A 21,700-nucleotide genomic window follows, 5' to 3' on the forward strand; every position below is an offset into this window, starting at 1 on the left:
TTCATTGAGACTGTAAGCGAGAAAGCAGAAGGGTTTGTTGGATTATGTGGTTTTATAGTAATGTATTGTTTTTATTAATCCCTCCTTTAATGAATATGTAGGACTCCATTCAAGCTGCTGTTTAGCTTTTTCATTATTAAGAAGGCTGTGCAAAATATCCCCTGGCCGTTCTCTTTTATAAATAGGATCTAAGTCTTTATCCATTAATAATTTAAGTTCGTTACACAGTTCATTAATCGAAATGCTAGAAAAGTTTGAGATGTTTAATACCTGCCTATCAGCTTTTGATAAGGCTGCTATATTGGCAGCAGCAACATCTTTAACGTAAATAAAATCCCGTGTCTGTAAACCGGAGCCCAAAATAACAGGAGGCTGATTGTTAAGCAGGGAATGAATAAAAGTAGGTACTACCCCACCTTCTGATTTAAAGCTTTGCCGATCACCATAGACGTTAGAATAGCGAAGAATTGTATAGTTAAGTCCATATATTTGTGAAAAAAGTTGAAGATAAGTTTCAGAGACACTTTTGGAAAGGCCATAGAAAGATATAGGGTGTACACGAAGGTCTTCCTGGCTGTCGGACATTCCGACAGTTCCATATACGGCGGACGAGGAGGAATAGATGAATTTGCTAATGTTATATTTCATACAGATCTTGAGCAACAATAGTGTTCCGATAATATTAATATTTGCATCATAGACAGGATCGTTCATTGATTGCTTCACATCTATTTGGGCTGCCAGATGAAAAACATAATCAGGTTTTTCATGTTCAAAAACTTCCTCCAATTGAGGATCTAGGATGTCTAGTTGATACATTTTAGCTTTCTCATTTACATGTTTCGATTCCCCGATGAGCGAGTCAATAATAACGACTTCAAACCCTTTCTCGATTAATAAATCCACAATATGTGAACCAATAAAACCGGCTCCTCCCGTGACTAATGTCTTCAAACAGACTCCCCCATTCGTATTGTCTAGTTGAAATGTACTTCGGATAAATTGTATGCATCACGCATAGGAGGAATGACATGAAATAAGGATAAATGGTCCTGGTTAGTTTTGTGGGAACGGGTAGAAATATATATAGTTACTTAAAGGAAGTTGTTTCAATTAATGTAAAAAGTTATGGGTGTATTGATCGGTTGTTACAGCATATACACAAATGTTCTTATTGTTTTATTTCAAAAAAGATAGCATTTTTATCTTTTTATGAGAGTAAAGATGACTAAAGGTCTGTTCGTAATATAAGAAAAAAGAAAGGTGCTATTCAGGTGATGAGAGATGGGAGCTGAAAGAAAAAACTCTATTAGTAAAAACGTATTTCATTTATTTTATAGCACGGCTTTTTCTAGTGGGCTGAATGCTCTCTCACTTGTGATTTTAGCGAGTTATCTTGGGTCTCAAAGCTATGGAATGTTTAGTGTTGCACTTGCTTTTGCTCTAATTATGGGCTATTTCACTGACACTGGAATAAGTGTAGCAGCACTTCGGGAAGGAGCAAAGAGAGGGGTAAGTGTGCCTGCCGTTATTTCTTCGTATATCAAAATCAGGCTTGCGCTGTTAGGAATAACGTTGATTGGGGGTTTCTTTCTTATTCAATTGCTCTATCAGGGGAGCACAGAACTAATACGAATGATGTATTGCTTGATTTTTCCTATGGTAACAGGACTGGCTATGCAGGGCATCAGCGTTACTTATTTTCAATTAACAGAGGAAATGCAATATCTAGGGTTCATTCGAATCAGCTCCGCTTCACTTTTGATCATTTTTATTTGCTTAGGTATGACTTTTTCAATGGAGCCAAATGTCATCTGCTTCTTGTATGGGAGCTCTTATTTACTAGCAGGAATAGGAGGATTATGCTTAACCGCTATGAGGGTCACTATACGCTTTAGAAGCGCTTTTCATAAAGGGCTGTTAAAGAATATAGTGCCCTTTATTATAAGTGGCTTACTGATCGTTATTCTGCCTCAGTTAGGGCCAATTTTGTTGGAAAAGACCCTAACCTTGAAACAAGTTGGCTTGTTTGCTGTAGCTTATCGCATTCCTTCCGCTTTATATCAAATTCCGGGTGTATTGGCAGGAGCCTTTTATCCGGCTTTATTTAAAAGCTATAACGGCAAGGGAGCGACAGAGCATTTACAGTTAAATCTTACACAACTAAAAATAATGGCATTACTAGGTGTAACAATGATGGTTCCATTATATTACATGCCGGAAATTATCATCAGTGTCCTATTTGGTGACAAATGGCTATCAGCGTCTATTGGCCTGCGAATTTTATCTTTTTTGCTTTTATTGCAGAGCATCAATATAGCTTTGGCTGATGGGATGACGACAAGAAACTTGCAATCCCGACGAACAATTGTTCAGGCTATGGCTGTAGTAGGCGGAATAGGACTTTACACTTTTTTCAGTCAGAAGTATGGGGTCACAGGAGCGGCTTTCGCAGGAGCAGCTATTGAGCTTCTTTCTTTAGCCGGTTTCTGGTTATTAAATCCGGCAAGAGTAACAATAGCTAAAAAAGCTTTGCTTCCTTACCTCTCTTTTTTCGCCCTTATATTCGTTGTTATTACATACTTTTTTTCTAAGTGGCCATTTCTGGCTGCCATTCTCCATTTGCTATGCCTTCTCTTTTTTGCTGCCTCAGATAGAGAATTATCACACAAACTAATAAGTATTATGCTTAAAAAGCTGCATTTTAAAAAAAGAGGATAGGATACGAGAAAAAAGATGACCAGCCAAAAGAAACTATATCATGGCAGCTTTTCTGTATAGCATTCAAGTGCATATTTCCTTCCTAGCAAAGGCTTTTCTGCCGCTTAATGTGGAGTAAAGCCAAATAACAAAATAGAAAAGAGGAATGTTAATGATTAGCAGCGTTGAAGGTCGTGTTTGTAAGACCATGCTCATTTTATCCGATCTTGCTCTTGTTCATCTGGGCTATTTAATTGCATATTCGATCTTGTATAACTCTTTCATCCATGCTCAATACATAAACATAGCCCCTTGGATTTCAGGAATGTTTTTTCTGATTTTCTATTTGTTTAACCTTTATACAGATTGGAAAAGAACAAACTTTCGCCAGATTGTATATACCATTGTGCTATCAATCGGGATATTTACCATTTTAACTATAGGAGCTGCCAATTTTTATTCCCATTCCATTTTTTCATTAAAAGCGGTTATGCTTGCTTTTGTTGTTCAAACAATTCTGCTTATTGTAAGTCGTTTCTCCATTTGGCAAACTGCGAGAACCATATATGGAAAGAAGAAAGTGTTAATTATTGCTGAAAATGAAAAAATTGGTTTATTTTTAGCTGATAAAGTGCTTTCTCATAATAAAGGATGGTTCATCATCAGCAGCTTTCTGACTTTAAGTAAAAATCATAAACTGCACAATCGTTTAAAAGAGACGGATATTGTGCTTATTAGTCCTACAATAGAAAAAAAGCAAAAAAGCGAACTTATCGGTTTATGTAATGAGCATGGAAAGGAGGTACTCATTGTACCTGAACTTTTCGAAATATTTGTCCAGGGGTCTGGGGTTCAGCAAGTGGATGACATGCTTGTATTCTCTATCCGACCAGCGAAGTTTAGTTTAATTCAGCGTGCAGTTAAACGGGGGTTCGACCTTATGGCAGCTACAATTCTATTAATGATTGCTAGTCCCATTATTATTTTCTTATGGATACTGATTCCACTAACTTCTAGGGGGCCGGCTCTCTTTAAGCAAGAGCGCATTGGAAGGGATGAAGAACCCTATCAAATTTATAAATTCAGAAGTATGGTACAAGATGCGGAGAAAAACACAGGCCCCATATTGGCAACAGTAGATGATCCGCGAGTCACAAGAATCGGCAGGATGATTCGGTCCACGCGTCTAGATGAATTGCCGCAACTATTCAATGTTCTTAAGGGAGAAATGAGTTTAGTTGGACCGAGACCTGAAAGAAAGTTTTTTATTGATCAATTCACTCAGGAGGTAACCAATTATACTCAGAGATTGACTGTAAAACCAGGTGTAACTGGTCTGGCACAAGTAATGGCGAAATACAACACTACTGTTGAGGATAAGCTGCGATTCGATTTAATGTATATCCGCCATTATTCACTGACGTTGGATATTAAAATTTTCCTCCAGACCATCCGGGTAATGATCCAAAGGGAGCAAGCTGAAGGTGTAGAAGAGAAGAATGAACAGCGGGAGGAACAGTTATTACAATTGTTAAGAGAAAATAAGGCTGTAGGCCAATAAGTACAAAGACTAGCAAGCATGTGCAGAGCTCTCTTTAAAGAAAAGATTATGGAGGAAATCCTTCAAGTCATTTCTTCTTTAAAGATTATTTTCTCCCCTGCTATAAGCATAAAATTACTGGTTATTGATACGCCAAGCTCCATCATTATAGTAAATCTGCTTGTCACAGGTATTTTGGCGATTCTTGTGCATAGATACACAGCAGTCTTGCATAAAATTCAATAGTTAGTATGTCTCATGCATCAGTAAGGCTATTTTCCTCATACTTACTAATGCTCAACATCTATTTTAAGGATTTTGCTAGCGTTTAGAATAATCGGGAGCCAATTTTCGGATTCCGGTACTAAATATAATAATAGAAACGCGAATCATCTACTATTGGGAGGAGACCATGGACGAAACCATTACTCTGCATGATTTAGTAGGCACGCTCCGCAAACATTTAAAGTTGCTTTTATGTATTGCCTTTGTATCTGCTCTAGCTAGCGCCATCATTAGTTACTTTGTTCTTACACCGATTTACCAGTCAACAACGCAACTACTTATTAATCAGACAAAGACGGATCAGCAGCCTTATAATCCGATGGAAGTTCAGGCAAATCTCCAATTAATTAATACGTACAATGTAATTATTAAAAGCCCGGTAATTTTGGAAAAAGTAGCAGACAACTTGAACTTAAAATTAACGGTAAAAAAGTTGAGCAATAAAATTACCGTACAAAACGAAAAGGATTCTCAAGTGGTCAATGTATCTGTTGAAGATCCTGATCCAAAGCAAGCTGCAGCGATTGCTAATGAGATAGCTGCAGTTTTTCAAGAAGACATTGTCAACATTATGAACGTAGACAATGTCAGCATTCTGGCAAAAGCGGAAGCAACGAAAGGCATTTCGCCTGTGAAGCCGCAGCCATTATTAAACATCCTTATTGCATTTATTATTGGCTTAATGGCAGGTATAGGAGTAGCTTTTTTGCGGGAATATTTAGATAACACAATCAAAACGGAACAGGATGTAGAACGCTTACTGGGGTTATCCGTGCTTGGAAGCGTAGCACCAATTACTGTTCAAGAAGCTATGTTAGAGACAAATAAAATCGCGGCAGGAGGTGAACGCAGTGAGGCTTAGAAGAAAAGAGAGGAAAAAGGCAGCGCGAGGTTCAGCTTTGAGAAAACTAATCGTTCAAACTAACCCAAAGTCGCCGATCTCCGAACAATACCGGTCCATACGCACAAGCATTTCCTTCTCCAGTGCAGACCAGTCTGTTCGCTCTCTGATGATCACTTCCGCCGGTCCCGGTGAGGGGAAATCAACAGTTGCTGGGAATCTTGCTGTTGCATTTGCACAGCAAGAAAAAAGAGTCTTATTAATTGACGCGGATATGCGCAAGCCTACAGTCCATTACACTTTTAACTTAGCAAACTATAATGGTTTAACGAATGTATTGACAAAACAAATGGAGCTTTCTCAAACAGTAAATGAAACAGATATTCCTTTTTTACTTGTCTTAACCTCTGGACCAATTCCGCCGAATCCCGCTGAGCTGCTTGGTTCGAAAGCAATGGATGATTGTTTGGAAGAGGCCTGCGAAAATTTTGATATAGTGATTTTTGATACCCCGCCACTGCTGGCTGTTACTGATGCCCAAATATTGGCGAACCGGTGCGATGGTACAGTGATGGTTATTAATAGCGAAAAAACAGAAATTAACGATGCTTTAAAAGCAAAAGAGCTTTTGCAATCAGTTCAAGCAAAAATAATTGGGACCATCCTCAATAATAAGAAGATGAGTAAATCGAATTATTATTACGATAGTGATGAGTGAAATTTAAAACAGCGTTTTAGAAGGAGGCAACAGCCGCGTTTACCAGTAGTTTCACAAATTTACTATAAGTCATAATAATCGCAGGAGGAGACGATAAAGTGATCGATCTTCATTGTCACATATTACCAGGTTTGGATGATGGGCCGGCAACACTAGAAGAGAGTTTAACGATGGCGGAAGAGGCGGAGAAAGAAGGGATTACAACAATTGTGGCTACCCCTCATCATAAAAATGAATCGTTTTATAACGTGAAGAAAGCAGTCACAGCCAGTACAGCCGTTTTAAATAAGGAGTTAAAGTCAGCAGGTATAAATGTTCAAATTCTGCCTGGTCAGGAAATCCGCATTTACGGAGAAATAATCAGAGATTTAGGAAATGAAGAGTTGTTGACGCTTGGTGGAAACCCATTGTATCTTTTGATCGAGTTTCCCTCTAATTACGTTCCCCGATACACAGAACAGCTGTTTTTTGATATTCAAATGAAAGGCATCATCCCCATCATTGCTCACCCGGAACGAAACAAAGAGTTCATTCAATACCCAGATAAGTTATACAGGCTTGTAAAAAACGGAGCCGCTACACAAATTACCGCGGCCTCCTATGCGGGGCGATTCGGAAAGAAGATCCAACGATTCACAGACAAGCTTATTGAGGCTAATTTAACACACTTTGTTTCATCAGATGCTCATAATGTAAGCAGCCGTGGTTTTCACATGGCAAAAGCATATGAACGCTTACAAAAAAAAGCAGGGACTGACTTTGTGCATTACTTTCAAGAAAACGCTGAGCGGATTGTGAACGGTCAGCATATCCACAAAGAGCCGCCAGAGAGGATCAGCATTAAAAAAAGTTTTTGGGCTTATTTTAAATAATGATATCGTTGCTGATTCGTTCCCTTCAGATTATTTCTTAGGTGACAAAACAGACTTTTTTGCAGAGTCTGAAAAAATCCAATGACTAAACAAGTGGGTAGATCAATATGCATGTTTTATTAAAAAACGTGAAGTTTTCTTTTATTTGTCTCATCCTTCTTTTAGGACTCTTAAGCTATGTTCAGCCTATCGTACAAATGATTTCTTATTCTATCATAGCCTTGGTTATGGGAGTATTCTGTTTTTTATTAATGAAGGATACGTCCAAACAAGAGTTTAAATATTTAATTCATCAACAAGTTATAATTATTGCACTCTTGTATGTGATTATTTTCATTCAACTGATCAACAGTATAAGAGGAGACTTAGACGCTGTCAGCACATTAAAACTAATGTTTTATCCAATTAGTTTTTTTTACAGTTGTTTGTTCGTACCCTGGTTTATATTAAAGGCAAAGATGGAAATGAAGTTTTTACACCTGTTAATCTACACAGGGCTATGCTTAAGTATATATACGCTTATATATTCCATTATCATGACCGGCGGCTCTTTAAATATTCCTTCTTTACAAACTGCTCAATTTCTCTATATTCACCCACTCATTGACTCAAATTACCAGGGAGCGGTTGTTTCAATAAGCAGCGTTTTATGTCTTTATATGCTGTTTATAAAACGTCGGCTGAAGATTATTTATGCTCTCTTTTTTATAATAAACTTTTTTAATCTGATTATTTTATCTTCTAGAGCTTCTATGTTGGCAGTAATCATATGTTTATTCCTATTAATCTTATTATTAGGCTCCAAATTATTGAAGGTATTAACAGTGTTAACGGGAGTCTCTCTTATAGCCTTTTACCCGCTTTTAAAAAATTTCATCTATGCTAACAGTATTTTATACAACAATATTTTTGATGCTGAGAGAGGCAGTACTGGGAGGCTAGAGATTTGGGGAGAGATCTGGAGAAGAGTTTCCCATAGCCTTTTGACAGGCATTGGCACCAATAAAATTGAAGTAGAAGTTGCAGGTTATTATGTGCAATCTTCTCATAATTCCTTTTTAGACTTTTTAATGGTAAATGGTTTGGTGGTTTTTTGTTTATATGTAGTCATTTTTATGATTGCTGTATTCAAATCCATATTAAAAATTAAGTACAACCCATTTTTTTTCGTGTTGATTTGTATATTGGTCATAATGAATTTTACTACTCACAATATTGGCGGTGTATCTTATATTCCTCAAATATTAGGGATTTTATTAGGATTAATTTATATTCCGAAAGAATCAGAAGAAAAACAATGGGTGCTTTTGAATAGGAGGTGAGGAGTTTATGGATGTTTTACTTATTCACAAAAATAAAGCTTATTTACCGGAAGTTCCTGCTTATAAAGAGTATTTTAATAAGAACTCTCCATTCAATTTTCATGATATCAACGACATTGGAGAAAGAGATCTGCACGATTTTAAAGTATTGTGGACTTTCATGGGAATAGATAAATTGCGACGGCTTAATCAAAATCAAATTATTATACACGAATATAACTCCTTGTCTGTTGGCAAATATGCACCTTTAAAAGATTTTCTAAAGAAGCATTTAAATATTCAACCAAATTTAAGAATATTTCTTAATCATCAAGTGAGGGAAAAATATAATTTTTCTGAAAGTACTCCCTATTTGTATAGGGACATGGGCGTACATGAAAGTTTTTTTGTAGCAGAGAAAGCGAAGAAAGAATATGATTTTACTTACGTAGGGGTCATATCAAAAGAAAGAAAAACCTACAATTTATTAAATTATTTTAAATACAAGCTGAAAAAACAAACCATACTTTTGATTGGTCAGCCCCCAGATGACATTTATCAGGAGTTCAAGCAGTGTTCGAATATCATATTTACGGGCCGTATAGCGTATAGACACGTATCCTCCTTAGCTTCAAAAGCAATTTATGGGATTAATTATATACCGGATAGTTATCCTTTTAATTTGCAAACCTCGACTAAACTTATTGAATATTTTGCCATGGGATTAAAAGTGGTAACTACAGATTATCAATGGGTGCAATGCTTTGAAAAGAAAAATAACATTAAAATATTTAAAATTAATGAAAATCTAGATAACTTTAATATGCACTCTATAAATAATTTCGATCATCAACAAGTGGACGTTACTAACTATAGATGGGAGAAAATAATTGAAGAATCTGGAATTATTCAGTATTTGAATAGGGTGGTATGCCAGGATTAGCTATATTAGAGAACTTATCAATTATATTTAAGTGGAAAATTAATAGGGATGGGGTGTAGATCGTGAATTTGCATGGCACACTTGTCATTTCTCTTGATTTTGAGCTTTATTGGGGTATCCATGATGTAATGGACGTTGATGAATACCGGGAAAATTTACTTGGAGTGCATGAAGCGCTTCCTAGAATTCTGGACATTTTCGAAGAATATGGTATTCATGCGACTTGGGCAACGGTGGGATTTCTCTTCTTTCATTCAAAAGAAGAATTGATGGATGATCTTCCATCTGTCAAGCCGAATTATACATCTGAAAATTTTTCTCCTTATGGAAAGCTCTTGTCAATCGGTCGGAATGAGGCAGAGACACCGCTGTATTTCGCACCGTCTCTTATTGAAAAAATTGTTGCGAGTCCTAATCAGGAATTAGGAACCCATACGTTTTCTCATTATTACTGTCTTGAGTCAGGCCAAAGCTTAGAAGAATTTGAAGCAGATTTAAAAGCAGCTATTTGTATAGCAAAAAAGTATAATCACACGCTGAATACTCTTATTTTCCCACGCAATCAGGTAAATAAATCATACTTAGCTTTATGCAAGAAACATGGAATTATTGCTTTTAGGGGCAATGAGTCTCATTCAGTATATGAGGCAAGCCCGTTCAAACGCAATCAGACCTTTGCTAAGAAATTGGTTAGATTAGCTGACTCATATATCAATTTAACCGGACATCATATCTATTGTGCTGCTAATCTAGAGCGATGTCCGATTATAAATATTCCATCAAGCCGATTCTTGCGTCCTTTTTCGTCCTCATTAAAAGCGCTGGAGCCTTTGCGTTTAAAAAGAATTACTGACAGCTTAACTCAGGCAGCAAAAGATCATAAAATATTTCATTTATGGTGGCATCCGCACAACTTCGGAAAAAATATAGATGAGAATATGGACTTTTTAAGGGGAATTTTAGATCACTATCGGTATCTGCAACAAAAGTATGAAATGAGAAGCTTACATATGAGTGAAGTAGCTAAGCTAATTGCTAAACGATCAGGCAGTAAGAGGAATATGTTCCCGCTTATTAAAGATCTTACACCAATAAGTTGAAAATTTTTCTATAGGCTATTCTTATGTATAAACGAGAAGGTAGATTGCCATAGTAAGGACATATCACTAGTAGAAGCCAAGAGGGAGGTCTTTACGATGGATCATACAAAAGCCAGCTGGAAAAATGAAAATGTAATTTCACAATTGCGCAATTCGGTAGATAATGTCATAGCCGCCATGGGCCAGGCGCAATCAAACCCTTCAGAGCAGGCGATTCAGCAAGCGCAAAATACGATCAATCAAGCAGAGGATGCTTTAGCGAACGCTCTTGAAAAAAGCGAACAAATTGAACCGATTCACCGGCTTCAAGAGCAATTGAATCGAAACAAGCAGCAGTTCGATCAGCTGAAGCCAAACCATTCGTCTTAGGCAGACAACATGAAAGGACGGTTTCTCCATAAAGGAGAAACCGTCCTTTCATTGTTACTCTGGAATTTTTTCGTAGGCTAGTTTCACAATAATATCCTTGTGTTCAGGATATTGCTGCAAAAGTTTGTCTTGAGTAAATAATTCAAAGTCTGTAAAGTCGAACCCTGGTGAAACCATACAGCCGACTAAAGAATACGTATCTTCTTCCATCACGGATGAACCGAAAATAGCGTTTTTCGGCACAAGCGCCTGTGGAACTTCCCCTTTTTCTAAATGAATGCCTAATTTAATTTCTTCATATTCTCCATTTTCATGAATGATATGAATGGTTAAAGGACTTCCAGCATGAAAATACCATAATTCATCAGACTTTAAACGATGAAAGTGGGAAACATCATTGGATGTCAGGAGAAAATAAATGCTCGTATAAAGCTTTCGCTGCCCTTCGAAATGAACGCTTAATTCCTTATCGGTGATTTGCTCCCCGGATGCAAATGTGCTTCTGTAATAGCCTCCTTCTGGGTGAGGAGCAAGTCCCAACTTTGAAACAAATGATTGCCATTCAGTCATAGTACAATGAACCTCCTGTTGTTGTCTCATTACCAAACGAATAATCCTATGATCATCGCAGTTAAGCTAGAGACTAGAATACCACTAAATAATAGCCGCCATGTATTATTGGCGATAAAAGCCGTTCTCTCTTCCCCGAAGAGCGAACGGATACTGCCGAGGATGATCCCGATAGTCGGGAAGTTACAAAAAGAAATAAGAAAGGCTGAAATAACAGCTTCTGTATGAGCATTTAACGTTGCAAGTACAGGTTTTAAATGAGTCATCGCAATAAATTCATTCGCTGCTAATTTTTCTCCCATAAATTGAGCCACTTTAAAGACATGAGGCCATTCAACTCCCATTAAGAAGCTTAACGGAGAAAAAATCACAGCAAAAATGTTTTCAAGTGAGAGCTGGCTATGAATGAGTCCTAATGCACTGTTGGCAGCGGTGATCAGCGAGACGAAGCCGATAAGCATCACCGCAATGATTAGAGCCAGCTTTCCTCCGGTTAACATACTATTTGAAATCACATCAAAGAAATTTCCTTTTTCTGTTTTAGAGGGAGCGTAGACAATATCTTCTTCTTTTGAAACTGTATAAGGGTTTAACAGTGAGGTAATCATTAAGGCCCCAATGGCATTTAATGGGATAGCCGTTAAAACATACTTTGCATCCAAAAGCTGCAAGTAACCGCCAAGCATGGCTGCACTTACACAAGACATGCTAATCATCGAGATCGTTAATAGTCTAGTGTTATTCATTTTATTTATTTGTTCACGGGTAACGGCCAATGCTTCGTTGTTTCCTAAAAACATGACCTGAATCGAATAAAAGCTTTCAAAGCGGGGAGTTTTAGTGAATTTAGAAAAGAACCAGCCGATTCCGTTGATGATGAACGGTAAAATCCCGAAGTAAGTTAAGATATCAAAAAACGTCACGACAAAAATAATTGGCATTAGGACGTTCATGAAAAAAGTGAAGGCTGAACTATCAATAGGCGCCAAGCTTCCAAATACAAAATTGACTCCGACCATAGAGCTATTGATGAGCCACAGAAAAAAATCAGAAATTAATGTAATGCTCTTTCCGCCGATATTAGTCGACAGCATAAACCAAGTAACGGCCAACTGCAGGACGAACAATATGATAATTGGCTTAACATTTATCTTCGCCCGATTAAGTGAAAAGAGATAAGCAAGGCCTAATACCACCAAAATTCCAACTACATTAATAATAAAATACATTTTTTTACTCCTTTTATTAATAAGTGTGTGTATTTCTTCGATGCCTAAAAAGTATAATGTATTCTTTTAGAAACCGCTGTGCTACTTTAGAGCGATAAATCATAGGAGTGTGTTAGTGGTAAATAGGAAATTTGTACAAGCAAGGAGGCGGCTTCATTTCACTGCCTGCTTAGTATGTAGGTTAATTTTTATACTTCTGTAAAATGGAGATATCGGTATGTTATTTAGTGCTCTTTATTAGGGTGTTCAATTTATCTGAATGGCAAACTATATTAAATTTCCATTTGGTGAGGTTTTTTGGAGTAATAAACTCTTCCCGTTATAAAGCTTCCTTTATCCTTTTAAACTGATAGAGAATCTTGAGTTTTTTGATTGTGGATGGACACTAACAAGGGGTATAAAGTCAGGATAGTTGTATAACTGTGCCTGTTTTAAAATAGGTAAAAGCCCCTGTACCGTTTTAATTGGGTAAGGGGCTTTTAGTGATTAGATTACATATTTAGAAAGGGAAGGATCGTCTCCCTGCTCTTTTTCATCTTTTGTTTTGTGGCGTCTGCTAGTAAATAAGCGGTATACAGCTGGTATGAGCAGCAATGTGATAAAAGTTGCAAACAGTAGACCGCATATAATGACCGTTGCCATCGGGGCTTGGTAGTTGCCGGAAGTGCCGGATGCGAGAGCTAAAGGAAGCATGCCGCCAACTGTCGTTAATGTAGTCATGAAAATAGGTCGAATTCGGTTTTTTCCTGCTTCTACAAGAGCTGCTTCGACAGAGAAGCCTTCTTTGCGAAGCTGGTTCGTACGATCAATAAGGAGAATCGCATTATTTAACACAATTCCAATGAGCATGATGCTGCCGATTCCTGACATGAGATTTAGTTCTCTTTGGGTAATAAACAGTCCTAGAAGAACCCCGGTAATTGTCATTGGAATAACAGACATAACAATGAGCGGGTGGCCTAAATGGTTAAATTGAACGGCCATTACTACATAGACGAGGAAAAGCGCAATCGCGAGGACGAGAGCCATATCCATCATTAATTCTTGCTGCTGCTCAAGATCACCTGCGACAGAGACTGTATATCCTGCTGGTGCTTTAAAGTTTTTAATGAGTTTCTGAACATCGCGATTAACCGCTCCAAGATCTTTTCCTTCTGTATCGGCTGAGATAGAAATGAAGCGTTCACCGTTAGCATGAGAAATTTCATTAGGTGTTTCTACATTCTTTAATTCTACAAAATCAGATAATGTTTGTTCTCCGTTTTTGCCAGGCACTTTTACATCTAACAGGGAAGCTTGCGTATCGGTCTTTTTCGCCCACTTCATAATCAAAGGCACATTCTGGTCCTCGATTTTCATTTCACCGACAGGCATTTGTAAGAGAGCTTGCTCAATTAACTGTTTGATTTGCTGCTCTGATAATCCAGCTTTTTCGATCTCTTGCTTTTTGAGAGCAACTACTTTCTCTTGAGACGTGCGCTCCATCGAGTTTGTGACCCCGACGATTCCATCAATTGAATAAAGCTCTTTCATAAAGTCATTTGCAACAGTTTGCAGCTCGTTGAAGTCTTCTCCTGTAATATCGATTTGAACAGGTGAGCCGCCACCGCCGCCCATAGCGCTTTGAACATTTTCAATTGGTTCTGTTTTTTGGAGGCTTCGCAGTGATTTTAAAATGTCCTCATTGACTTCTTTTTGTTCTTTTGTAATGTCATCGCCCTTTGTCATGTTGATGATCGTATAGAACATTCCGCCATTATCCATTACGTAGTTGGAGTCCACATCGTCAACTGAATGCAGTTTTTCATTTATTTGCTCTGCGACTTTTTCTTTTTCTTCAATTGAGAGTCCCGTTTCTAGATTCACCATCAGTTCGGTATAACGATTATACATATCAGGCATGATTGTCATCGGAATCTTTGTTGTCAAAGTTAATGAACCAGCAAATAGGATGAAAAAGATAACGATGACGGCAAGGCTGCGGCGCTTTTTCTTGATCGTCCAAGCGACCATCCGGCTGTAGTTGCGCATGACAGGTCCTTCTTTAAGCGTCTTTTTCGGACTGCGGAGTGTCATTAATTTTTCCGAGAGAGACGGAATAAGAGTAAACGCTACGATAACAGAGCTGATCAGTGTAATAGCGACTACTGTAGACAACATAATCATGAACTGCCCCATTTCGCCGCCGATCAATCCTATCGGCAAAAATACTACAATGGTTGTTAGCATGGAGGCAATGACAGCTGCCGCCACTTCTTTTGTTCCTGTTAACACGGCTTCAAGATTGGCTAAGCCGAGCTCTTTCTTTCGGTAGATTGACTCGAGAATAACGATGGATGAGTCCACCATCATTCCGATTCCGAGTCCAAGTCCGATTAACGTTAAAATATTGAAACTATAATCAAACATCCACATAGCTGCAAAGGTAAGTAAAACAGAAGTTGGGATCGATAGGCCAATAATAAAGGTAGCCCGCAGGTTGCGTAAGAAAATTAAAAGCACAGCAATTGCGATGACGCCGCCAATGAGAATATTATCTGTTACGCCATCAAGAGATTCTTTTACATAGTCAGCCTGTGCGACGATTTCATTTAATTCAAAGCCTTTAACGAGGTGTTCATCTTGAATCCGTTTAATCTCTGCCCGTACCGCTTCCGCCATTTCAATTTGCGTAACGTCCGATACACGGCCGATTTGGACAAAAATAAAATCCTTTGTGCCGTTCTTCCAGACGAAAGAAGAGTTTTCTAAAGGCTGCAAGGAAACGTTTGCCACTTCTTTCAATTTAATAAAGCCAGTTGGAGTGGGAAGGCTTATGTTTTTGAGATCCTCCATGCTTGTTAAGGTTGTATTCCAACGCAGAGAAGGGGAGTCCTTGTCGCCATTTAATGCACCTAAAGTCGCTTCGTTGTTTGCCAGCTGAATGGCTTCAACCACCTGCTGGATAGTGAGTCCATTCTTTGTTAGCCTTTCACGGTTAAATTCAATAACCGCTTCGTGCTCCAGCATTCCTGAAAGGGAGACATCTCTTACTTCCGGCAATGCTTCTAAGCGGGGTTCTAACACATCTTTAGCAAAAGCAGACATTTCTTTCATGTTTCCGCCGGACACATCCATGAAAAACTCGTAATTCTGGCTCGTTCCGTATTGTCCTGATGAGATATCCGTAATACCGGGAACGTCTGATTTTAAGGAATTGGCGATGGACTCAACTTCCTTATATAATTCTTTTCCACGTCCACGTTCGAAGGTGATTTGAACAGAACTGCGGCCGATATTTGTCGTTGACTGAGTCTTTTCGATGCCGTCAATGGCTTCGAGCTTTTGTTCTAACGGATTCGTAATGGTCCGTTCAACCTCAATGGCAGACAGTTCTCCCGCATTAATTTCCACATAGGCGCCATCCATCCCAATGGAGGGCAGCAATTCTTTGTCTAACTTAAGAACCGAATATCCTCCGATGATAGCGATTAAAACTGTTAATAATCCGATTAAAATTTTCCTTTGAACGATAAATTTTATGAGATCCACAATCATTCTCCTTTGATTTTGATTTTATAATGAACACCCCAAGTTTTAATGATATGCACAAGAACGAGAAGGATTACTCCAGCGCTGTAATCCATCGAAAGCTGTTTCTATGAAAAGTGATAAGACTTAGCAGTATGTAATGGAATAGGGTGTAACTTATGTTTCCATCTTATCCCTGTTATGGGATCTTCATAATGAACTGGAGACAGATCTTTTTCTAAGACTTTAGACTGAGAGCTTCGTAAAGAAAAACAGATTAAAGGCAGCGTAAGTGTTTCTTTTTTATTCACAAATAAAAGAAAATGACGCCGCGTGCTAGCAACAAATGATTCAATGAAAGCTCAGTGTGGTACACTAAAAGAGAGTGAAAACGGATCATAATAGAGGTGTGCATAAGTGAAAACAGTCTTAGTCATCGGCGGTGGCGTTACAGGCCTATCCGCTATGTACGAGTTGCATAAATGGAAGCAAAAAAATCAATCAGATGTAAGGCTGGTACTGGCAGAAGAGACCGCGGAGCTTGGCGGTAAGATCCGAACGGTGAAACACGACGGCTTTATTATGGAAGCGGGAGCAGATTCGATCGTGACCCGTAAGGCGAGCGGTATGTCATTTATTGAAGAACTCGGTTTGCAAGAGGAAGTGGTCTACAACGCAACCGGGCGCTCGTTCATTTATACAAATGGGGAATTAAAGCCAATTCCGGCTGATGCTGTATTTGGCATTCCTGCAAGTATTGAGTCACTGGCAAAGAGTACACTAGTATCAGCAGAGGGAAAGGTAGAAGCGCTGAAAGACTTCTATGTAAAAAATGAAACCTTTACAAAGAATGATTCTGTCGGTGCTTTCCTTGAATACTTTCTTGGAAAGGAATTAGTGGAAAAACAAATTGCTCCTGTTCTCTCAGGTGTATACTCAGGCAAGTTAAGTGATTTAACGATTGCGTCTACGCTTCCTTATTTACTCGAGTATAAAGAACAGTACGGCAGTATTATTAAAGGATTGGAAGCTAATAAAGAAAAGTTCCAAAGCAGCGGCAAAAAGTTTTTTTCTTTTAAAAGCGGCTTAGACAGACTGATTGAATCCTTTGCCAGCAAGCTGGAAGAAGTAGAGATTTGGAAGAATGCGAAAGCAGCTAAAGTTGAAAAGATCAGCAGCCGTTATCGCGTATCTTTTACAAACGGGGAAGCGCTGGAAGCCGATTGCGTAGTGCTCAGTATTCCTAATACAGCGGCTGAAAAACTATTTGATGATGAACAGTTAGCCAAAGAGTTTGCCAGCTTAAAAAACAGTTCGATGATTAGCGTCTATGCCGGCTTTGATGTACCTGACAGTCTTCTCCCGGAAGATGGAACAGGTTTTATTACAGCGAATAATGATGAGCTGTCATGCAACGCTTGTACATGGACGAGCCGGAAGTGGGAGCACACGTCAAAAAGCGGCAATTTACTCGTTCGCTTATTTTATAAAAGCAGTCATCCATCATTTGCTGCTTTGCAGAAAATGAATAAAGAAGAGCTGCTTCAAGTAGCCATGGAGGACGTTCGCCAAGGTCTAGGCATGAAGCTTGAGCCAATTGTAAGTGAAGTAACGAACTGGTCCGGCAGTATGCCAAATTATTTGATTACCCATCCGCAAACGGTAAAAGCACTTGAAGAGCAGCTAGCGGCTTCTTATCCAGGTGTGCTGCTTGCCGGCTGTTCTTATTATGGCGTGGGAATCCCAGACTGCATCGAAAACGGAGAAGCAACAGCCGAAAAAATTATTAGATGTCTCTCATAAGAAAGGAGCCTGCCAACACGTTTGTGTTGGCAGGCTTTTTTAGGCGCTGTTCAAGATGAATACTGTTTTTTTTAGCGGCTGATTAAAGCGGAAAGTGTTCGTCTGCAATGAAAATCAACAACCAAGTAAAAGGAGTTTTTTTAAAATCATCTTTGTTGGGAACAGCCTCACTTTCCGAATGCATATTTTTTTGTTAAATAAGAGTTTGAAAAATAAATAATGGGATACAATAAGTACGTAAGATTAATTTGCTATTTAAATGCTAGGAGGCAACAAAAAATGGAACACGGAAAAGTAAAATGGTTTAACAGCGAAAAAGGATTTGGATTTATTGAAAGAGAAGACGGGGAAGATGTATTTGTTCATTTCTCAGCTATTCAAACTGAAGGATACAAGACTTTAGATGAAGGCCAAGAAGTGACATTTGACGTTGAGGAAGGCCAACGTGGCCTGCAAGCGGCAAATGTAACTCCGGTATGATTCATTTAATCCATATAAAAACAGACTCAACAGTGTGTGGAGTCTGTTTTTTCATTTACCGGGCTTCTATTTTTTTAAAGCCTAGATTTTTTAATGCTTCTTGAAGATTAACGCAAGGGTTGAGTTCATCAAAGTGAATACCGAGATTCACAATCGTTTGGGCAATTTCGGGCCGAATACCCGTTAAAGTAGCCTTTACCCCTGTTAATTTTAAAGCCCGAATGACTTGAAATAACTGGTCAGCGACCATCGTATCGATGATGGGAACTCCAGAAACGTCGATGATCATATGAGATAAGTTCATACGGGCGCCCTCATTCAAGGCAACCTCCATGACCAATTTGGCTCGGTGTGTATCAATGGCTCCTACGAGCGGAATCGCTGCGACTCCTTCTGCGACCGGAACGACCGGGACGGACAATTCTTCTAGAGCGGTGTAGGCAACTTTCATAAGCCGCTCATTATGAGCCTCATAGACTTCACCAATAACTTTGAACACTTGGTCAATTAAAGGATCGATCATTTTGGACACATCAAGCATTGTAATCGCTGCAAACTTTCGCTGTTCCAATTCCTCTGTGAAGACATCCCAAATGACGGTACGATAAGTGGCTACTTCTCTTAGAAGATTATTTAAGGATATATTATATTGGATGGCCAATTCCGCTGTTCTTCTCCCCCATTTTTTAACTTCTTGGGCGATAAGTTCCGTATCTTCGTACAATGCTTTTCCGAAACATACGATTAATTGGGCTCTGTATTTTCTGCGTTCCGCAAGAGTAGCGTTATTCTTTACCCCTGTTTTTTTATTTTCAGCTGCAATGGTTCCTTCGATTCTCTGTGCCAACGTCAGATGGTTATCTACAATTTTCTTACCTATGTACCGTAGTTCATCCTTCATTCATGATACCTACCCTTACATTAGTCTTGTTTTCATTATAATCCATTTTTAACAAATAAACAGAAATCCTTCATTTTTTATGGAAATAGTTTAAGATAGAAGATAGTAGCTTCATATACAGAAAAAACTAGTAAAGGGGGGAGGGGCGAATGGCTATAATTGTTGTGTTTATTGTGTTGTTATTAATAGCTGGGGCTTACGCGACTGTTTTTATTAGCACAAAAGGAGACGAGGAGTATAGAAAGGCAACGAAGGGAAATATTGCTCGTTTATCATGGATTTATGTTGTGGTCATAACACTTTCCCTAGCAGCGGTAGGCGTTTATATTGTTCTCTAACAAAAGGCTTGTGATGGGACCTCGATCAGTCTATTGTACCTATAAGGCAGGGGGATAGCTCAGAAAACAGTCTAGCTCGTCTGCTGCGAAGACGGGTTTTTATTTTCTCAAAGAAAAGAAGCCATTTTCAAGGAGGGATTGAAGTGAAAGCAGTTGTTCATGAGAAAGTATCGGGGATGGAAGGACTTACATGCAGGGAAATAGAGGAAATTCAACCGAAGGCCGGAGAAGTGCGTATACGGCTAAAAACAGCGGGATTAAATCATCGGGATTTGTTTGTTCTTACTCGTCATAAACCGACTGATCCGCCGCTAATTGTCGGTTCAGATGGAGCCGGAATTGTAGAAGCTATAGGGGAAGGAGTAGAAGGCATCCAGGCGGGGGATGAAGTGATCATTAACCCAGGGCTTGGCTGGCAAAAAAACAGTGAGGCACCCCCAGCGGGATTTGAGATTGTCGGTCTTCCTGATCATGGCACTTTCGCAGAAAAAATTATCCTGCCGGCTGAAAATGCAGTAAGAAAGCCAGCCCATTTAACATGGGAGGAAGCCGGTGTCCTGTCGTTAGCGGGACTGACGGCTTATCGTGCGTTATTCACTCGAGGCAAGATCCAAAAAGGAATGAAGGTATTAATTCCGGGTATCGGCGGCGGAGTAGCGACTTTCCTTCTTCAATTTGCTAAAGCTGCCGGTGCAGTTGTCTATGTGACTTCCCGTTCAGAGAAAAAAGCCAAAAAGGCATTAGAACTGGGAGCAGATAAAGCAATTGACAGCAACGAAGATTGGCACAAAGCGCTTGATGGCGAAAAGATGGATCTCGTGATTGAATGTGTTGGAGCAGCAACCTTTAATAAATCGCTTGAACAGTTACGTCCGGGCGGAACGATCGTTACGTTCGGTGCTTCGACAGGAGATGAAGTCACGATTAACTTGCGTACCTTTTTCTATGGCCAATTCAATTTGCTTGGTTCGACGATGGGAAGCGCTGAGGAATACGAGGAAATGCTCAAGTTTGTCGAAATGCATGAGTTAAAGCCAATCATTGACACTGTTTACCCGCTTAGTGAATTTGAACAAGCTTTTAAACGATTAGAAGAGGCTGAACAGTTAGGGAAGATTTGTTTTTCTATTCCTGAATGATAAAAAAACCTCCAACCATCTGTTTGCGGTAGATGGTTGGAGGTTTTTAATAGATTACTGTTTCTATTGTGACTGTGTCTTGTACTTTTCTATTTCCGATGCTAAGGCAGGAGAACAATCATGACGAACAGCTTCAAGAAAAGACGCTGTATCTTGGAAAGTAATCGTTTCTTCACGACCATTCCCCCATCTTCTGTGCTGCCGCTCCTCATTAATGGATTGCGTTCCATCTGGAAAAGTCCGAGCTATTAACAGCTGTTTATTAAATGGAGAATGAGGATGAGAATGAATTGTACGTTTCATAACAGACAGTTTTTCCCATGGTGTCGGGTTCCAATCAAAGGCATACTGAACGGCCCATTCCCCTTGATCATTTAGGCATTCCATCGCAATGGTCCCTTTTTCTGTCTGATGAGTGCGAAGTCTGAAAGTGCCTGCAGGAGAAATGACCGCTTCTCCATCCAGCAGCAAAGGAGAGAGTGCCAGCCGATTGCCAAAACCACCATCTGCGATGTAATGTTGCCCGCCGATACACAAGAGCACCAGAGCATGTGTGCGATCGAGTGCCCACTGACCATCCTTTTTAATTGTTGCCGCTCCAAGCTCAGCATCAAAACCAAGCTCCTGCAACACAAGCAGCAAGAGGGGATTGATTTCGTAACAAAGTCCTCCACGTTGCTTCTCAACCATCTTATCCATTAAAAACTCCGGCGTAACATCTGCCTCATTTCCAGTAAGAACATCCACATTTTCAAATGGAAACCACTCCGCAAACTTCCGCAGTATAAATGCTGCCCGCTCTACTGGCGGCCACGACTCAACATATCCACTCTTTTTTAACTTTCTCACTAAACGCTCCATGTTTTCCTCCTAATGGGGGCTGTCCCCAGTTACGGTATGCACTGAAGCACTATTATTAGTATAGCAATCGAAAAATTTTGGAACAAGCAAGACGAGTTCATGGACATTTGTCCTGGGTGAAAGAGCCTTTCTTTCTAAATTACGATGATTTCAACTGAAAAATATTGGAATATATAGTAATTACTGCTCTATTTATAATA

Annotated in this window: 19 protein-coding genes; 13 read left to right on the plus strand and 6 right to left on the minus strand. The window is 39.2% G+C overall.

All coding sequences use genetic code 11. The features are described from left to right. Positions 1-42 precede the first annotated feature (42 nt). Positions 43-954, minus strand: a complete 912-nt coding sequence (locus tag AC623_RS02355) for an NAD-dependent epimerase/dehydratase family protein (RefSeq protein WP_049660185.1) — start codon at positions 952-954, stop codon at positions 43-45. Positions 955-1,284: 330 nt separating this feature from the next. Here AC623_RS02355 and AC623_RS02360 point away from each other — a divergent pair, with 330 nt between their 5' ends. The 9 genes from AC623_RS02360 to AC623_RS02405 all read left to right on the plus strand — a co-directional run bounded on the left by AC623_RS02360 (position 1,285) and on the right by AC623_RS02405 (position 10,669). Continuing rightward, the gene (locus AC623_RS02360; RefSeq protein WP_049660187.1) at positions 1,285-2,721 is read left to right on the plus strand and encodes an oligosaccharide flippase family protein; all 1,437 of its coding nucleotides are present in this window, start codon (positions 1,285-1,287) and stop codon (positions 2,719-2,721) included. A 151-nt stretch (positions 2,722-2,872) separates the two neighbouring features. After that, on the plus strand, positions 2,873-4,261 hold the full coding sequence (locus AC623_RS02365) for a sugar transferase (RefSeq protein WP_049660188.1): 1,389 nt from the start codon (positions 2,873-2,875) through the stop codon (positions 4,259-4,261). Between the two features lie 391 nt (positions 4,262-4,652). Next, positions 4,653-5,387, plus strand: a complete 735-nt coding sequence (locus AC623_RS02375; protein WP_049660194.1) for a YveK family protein — start codon at positions 4,653-4,655, stop codon at positions 5,385-5,387. Then, positions 5,377-6,084, plus strand: coding sequence for a CpsD/CapB family tyrosine-protein kinase (locus tag AC623_RS02380; RefSeq protein WP_049660196.1), 708 nt, complete (start codon positions 5,377-5,379; stop codon positions 6,082-6,084). The genes AC623_RS02375 and AC623_RS02380 overlap by 11 nt, the downstream gene beginning before the upstream one ends. 98 nt (positions 6,085-6,182) lie before the next feature. Beyond that, positions 6,183-6,956, plus strand: a complete 774-nt coding sequence (locus tag AC623_RS02385) for a tyrosine-protein phosphatase (RefSeq protein WP_049660197.1) — start codon at positions 6,183-6,185, stop codon at positions 6,954-6,956. A 107-nt stretch (positions 6,957-7,063) separates the two neighbouring features. After that, complete coding sequence (locus AC623_RS02390) at positions 7,064-8,278, plus strand: O-antigen ligase family protein (RefSeq protein ID WP_049660199.1); 1,215 nt, start codon at positions 7,064-7,066, stop codon at positions 8,276-8,278. A gap of 7 nt (positions 8,279-8,285) precedes the next feature. Then, positions 8,286-9,200, plus strand: a complete 915-nt coding sequence (locus tag AC623_RS02395; RefSeq protein WP_049660201.1) for a glycosyltransferase — start codon at positions 8,286-8,288, stop codon at positions 9,198-9,200. Positions 9,201-9,328: 128 nt separating this feature from the next. Next, on the plus strand, positions 9,329-10,300 hold the full coding sequence (locus AC623_RS02400; protein ID WP_082174509.1) for a polysaccharide deacetylase family protein: 972 nt from the start codon (positions 9,329-9,331) through the stop codon (positions 10,298-10,300). Positions 10,301-10,396: 96 nt separating this feature from the next. After that, complete coding sequence (locus AC623_RS02405) at positions 10,397-10,669, plus strand: hypothetical protein (RefSeq protein ID WP_049660203.1); 273 nt, start codon at positions 10,397-10,399, stop codon at positions 10,667-10,669. A gap of 54 nt (positions 10,670-10,723) precedes the next feature. On the opposite strand, the gene AC623_RS02410 is transcribed toward AC623_RS02405, so the two are convergent. The 3 genes from AC623_RS02410 to AC623_RS02420 form a co-directional block, all read right to left on the minus strand. After that, positions 10,724-11,239: a cupin domain-containing protein gene (locus AC623_RS02410; protein ID WP_049660207.1), complete on the minus strand. Its 516-nt coding sequence runs from the start codon at positions 11,237-11,239 to the stop codon at positions 10,724-10,726. Between the two features lie 29 nt (positions 11,240-11,268). Then, complete coding sequence (locus AC623_RS02415; protein WP_049660209.1) at positions 11,269-12,468, minus strand: NupC/NupG family nucleoside CNT transporter; 1,200 nt, start codon at positions 12,466-12,468, stop codon at positions 11,269-11,271. 486 nt (positions 12,469-12,954) lie between these two features. Then, positions 12,955-15,999, minus strand: coding sequence for an efflux RND transporter permease subunit (locus tag AC623_RS02420; RefSeq protein ID WP_049660213.1), 3,045 nt, complete (start codon positions 15,997-15,999; stop codon positions 12,955-12,957). A 396-nt stretch (positions 16,000-16,395) separates the two neighbouring features. On the opposite strand from AC623_RS02420, the gene hemG reads away from it, so the two are divergent. Together hemG and AC623_RS02430 are read left to right on the plus strand one after the other, a co-directional pair. Further along, positions 16,396-17,781 carry a protoporphyrinogen oxidase gene (hemG, locus tag AC623_RS02425; protein ID WP_049660216.1) on the plus strand — a complete coding sequence of 462 codons (1,386 nt, stop codon included), beginning with the start codon at positions 16,396-16,398 and terminating at the stop codon, positions 17,779-17,781. A gap of 279 nt (positions 17,782-18,060) precedes the next feature. Then, positions 18,061-18,261: a cold-shock protein gene (locus AC623_RS02430; protein ID WP_049660218.1), complete on the plus strand. Its 201-nt coding sequence runs from the start codon at positions 18,061-18,063 to the stop codon at positions 18,259-18,261. Between the two features lie 55 nt (positions 18,262-18,316). Here AC623_RS02430 and AC623_RS02435 read toward each other — a convergent pair whose 3' ends face one another. Next, on the minus strand, positions 18,317-19,162 hold the full coding sequence (locus AC623_RS02435) for an STAS domain-containing protein (protein WP_049660220.1): 846 nt from the start codon (positions 19,160-19,162) through the stop codon (positions 18,317-18,319). A gap of 149 nt (positions 19,163-19,311) precedes the next feature. On the opposite strand from AC623_RS02435, the gene AC623_RS02440 reads away from it, so the two are divergent. Then, positions 19,312-19,500, plus strand: coding sequence for a hypothetical protein (locus AC623_RS02440; protein ID WP_049660222.1), 189 nt, complete (start codon positions 19,312-19,314; stop codon positions 19,498-19,500). 143 nt (positions 19,501-19,643) lie between these two features. After that, positions 19,644-20,639, plus strand: coding sequence for a zinc-binding dehydrogenase (locus AC623_RS02445; protein WP_049660225.1), 996 nt, complete (start codon positions 19,644-19,646; stop codon positions 20,637-20,639). A gap of 63 nt (positions 20,640-20,702) precedes the next feature. Here the strand turns inward: AC623_RS02445 and AC623_RS02450 are convergent, their stop codons facing one another. After that, positions 20,703-21,500: an arylamine N-acetyltransferase family protein gene (locus AC623_RS02450; protein ID WP_049660227.1), complete on the minus strand. Its 798-nt coding sequence runs from the start codon at positions 21,498-21,500 to the stop codon at positions 20,703-20,705. Positions 21,501-21,700: the final 200 nt, after the last annotated feature.

It is taken from the genome of Bacillus sp. FJAT-27231 (assembly GCF_001183975.1).
GTDB classification, from domain to species: Bacteria; Bacillota; Bacilli; order Bacillales; family Domibacillaceae; genus Pseudobacillus; species Pseudobacillus wudalianchiensis.